General features: G+C 62.5%; 1 protein-coding gene. It reads right to left on the bottom strand.

What is annotated here, in order from left to right; translation table 11 throughout:
- A partial coding sequence (locus ABAC402_RS38865; RefSeq protein WP_023451362.1) for a cadherin-like domain-containing protein occupies positions 1-2,185 on the bottom strand: 2,185 nt, incomplete at both ends.

Below are 2,185 nucleotides of genomic sequence, written 5' to 3' on the forward strand. Positions count from 1 at the left end.
AAGGTAGTTGGACATGGAGTTGCCGGTGCCGTTGATGTTGGCGGAACCGTTCAGGCGCAGGACCTCGATATAGGCGCCCAGGGTGAAGGTGGCCGACGAGCGGACCATGTCGAAGCCGCCGTCATCGACGCCGTCCACGATTTGCTCGGACGCCACATCGCTGGAGCTGTCGACAACGTAGATGTCGTCGCCGTCACCGCCGTACATGGTGTCGTTGCCGGTCTTGCCGTCGAGCTTGTTGGCGCCGTCATTGCCGGTGAGGACGTTGCCGAGGCTGTTGCCGGTGCCGTCGATGTCGTCTTCGCCGGTCAGGATCAGGTCTTCATCCGTTGCCCCAAGCGTGGTGGTCTCGTCGGACTCGACCAGGTCGATGACCGAGTTGACGGTCAGATCCAGGGTGGCCTCAACCGGATCGCCTTCACCGTCGAGGATGGTGTAGCTGATGACGACCGTGCCATGGAAGTTGGCGTCGGGGGTGATGGTGTAGACACCATCTTCCTCGGTCACCTCGGCGTTGGTGGCGGTGACCTCACCCAGGGTGAGGGTCAGGCCATCGGCGCTGCTCCAGCCCTGCAGCAGGTCCTCGGTCGACACCGTCGCGGTGGTGTCTTCGTCGATGGCCTCCAGTTCGACCGGAGCGTCCAGTTCCGGGGCGTCATAGACATTGGTGACGTCCAGGGTGGCCGAACCGAAGCCGGTCCCGCCATTGCCATCGCTGACTTCATACTCGAAGGCGATTTCGCCAACATAGTCGTCCGGCGCCGTGACCGTGTAGTAGGTTTCGTCGTCACTCAGGGTGATCGTAAAGCCATCACCCGCCGACAGGTTGCTGACGGTAAACTCGGTATCGCCGTCGATGTCGGTCCAGCCGGCCAGCAGGTCTTCGACCGAAACCTCGATTTCGGTGTCTTCCTCAACGCTGCCCAGGTCGATCGCCGCCGGGGCGGTCGGGTCGTCATTGGCGCCGGCGATGGTGAAGTTGCTGGTGAACTCAGTCGTGTCTTCGCCGTCGCTCACCGTGTAGGTGATGGTGGCTTCGCCGCTGTAGTTTTCGTCAGGGGTGAAGGTGTAGCTGTCGGTGCCTTCATCGTAGGTGATCGTACCGTGGGTCGCCTCGATGTCGGTGATGGTCAGGTCGTCGTCTTCGACATCGGAGATATCGGCCAGAAGCTGCGCCGTCGTCAGGACCAGGTCTTCATCTTCGGTGGCGCCGGTGATGGTGGCGCCTTCGCCTTCGGGGGCGTCATTGACGGCCGCGATGGTAAAGGTGCTGGTGAACTCTGCGCTGTCGATACCGTCGGACACCGAGTAGGTGATTGAGGCTTCGCCATTGTAGTTTTCGTCCGGCGTAAAGTCGTAGGTATCGTCATCGGCGTTATAGACGAAGGTGCCGTGGGTGGCACTGATCGCGGTAACGGTCAGATCCGACGGAGGTACCCCCATGATCGAGTTGTTCACGGCGCCGCCGTCGATGTCGGAGATATCGGCCAGCAGTTGCGCCTTGGTGAAGGCCGACGGGGTGTCTTCGGTCACACCGGTGATGGTGGCGGCGTCTCCGCGCGGCGCGTCGTTGACCGCTTCCACGGTGAAGGTCTTGGTGACCTCCGTCGTGTTGACGCCATCGGACACCGTGTAGGTGAGGGTGACCTCGCCATAGAAGTCAGCGTCCGGCGTATAGGTGTAGCCATTCGCAACCGAGGAGCTTGGGCCGCTGGCCGCTTCGATGGTGCCCTCATCGACGCTGATGGCGGTGATGGTGAAGGACGTCGCGCCGTCCGGATCGCTGAAGCCGTCCAGGAGGTCGGCGGTCGAGATGGCGAAGTCTTCGTCTTCGACGGCGCCGGTCAGTTCGGTAGCTTCGTCCTCGTCATAGACCGGAGCATCGGCCACCGGGGTGACGGTCAGGCTGCGGGTGGCAGTGACTTCGGTCGTGCCGTCCGACACCTTGTAGGTGACGGTGATGGTGCCGTTGTAGTTGGCCGCCGGGGTGATGGTGAAGCCGCCGACATCGTCGCGGGTGACGGTGCCATTGTTGACCGAGATATCCGACACGACCAGAGCCGGCAGGACATCGTCCTCGTCGCGTTCGAAGTCGATGTCGGTCCAGCCGGCCAGCAGGTCTTCATCCGAGCCGACAAAATCAACGTCCTCGTCCACCGAACCCAGCGAAGCGGGGCTGGTCGGC

The organism is Asticcacaulis sp. AC402, from assembly GCF_000495835.1.
Classification (GTDB): domain Bacteria; phylum Pseudomonadota; class Alphaproteobacteria; order Caulobacterales; family Caulobacteraceae; genus Asticcacaulis.